Source organism: Domibacillus sp. 8LH (genome assembly GCF_038806185.1).
Taxonomy (GTDB): Bacteria; Bacillota; Bacilli; order Bacillales; family Domibacillaceae; genus Domibacillus; species Domibacillus indicus_A.
Genome location: NZ_JAVJNG010000372.1, coordinates 1 through 230, shown reverse-complemented (window position 1 = coordinate 230; position 230 = coordinate 1). Strand labels below are relative to the sequence as shown.

Genomic DNA, 230 nt, shown 5'->3' with positions numbered 1-230 from the left:
ACGGTGCCATCACTTTCACAAAAATCGTTGCTTCGCTTGTTCCGTACATCCATTGCATGAGCGGTTCGGCAAATACGTATAAAACGACGACGGAAAGGCCGCCGGTCACAAGCGACAGGCGCATGGCCTGCTGAATGCGGTGCTCCACGAGCAGCGTCTGTTTTTGCGCCATCGCTTCACTGATTGCTGGGACCAGTGAGGTCGACAATGAATACGTAATAAAGGAAGGC

The 230-nt window shown here is 52.6% G+C and carries 1 protein-coding gene; it reads right to left on the bottom strand.

Features of this window, described 5'->3' with window-relative positions:
- Positions 1-230, bottom strand: a 230-nt coding sequence (locus RG959_RS25055; RefSeq protein WP_342799392.1) for a lipid II flippase MurJ, incomplete at both ends; no start/stop codon positions are given.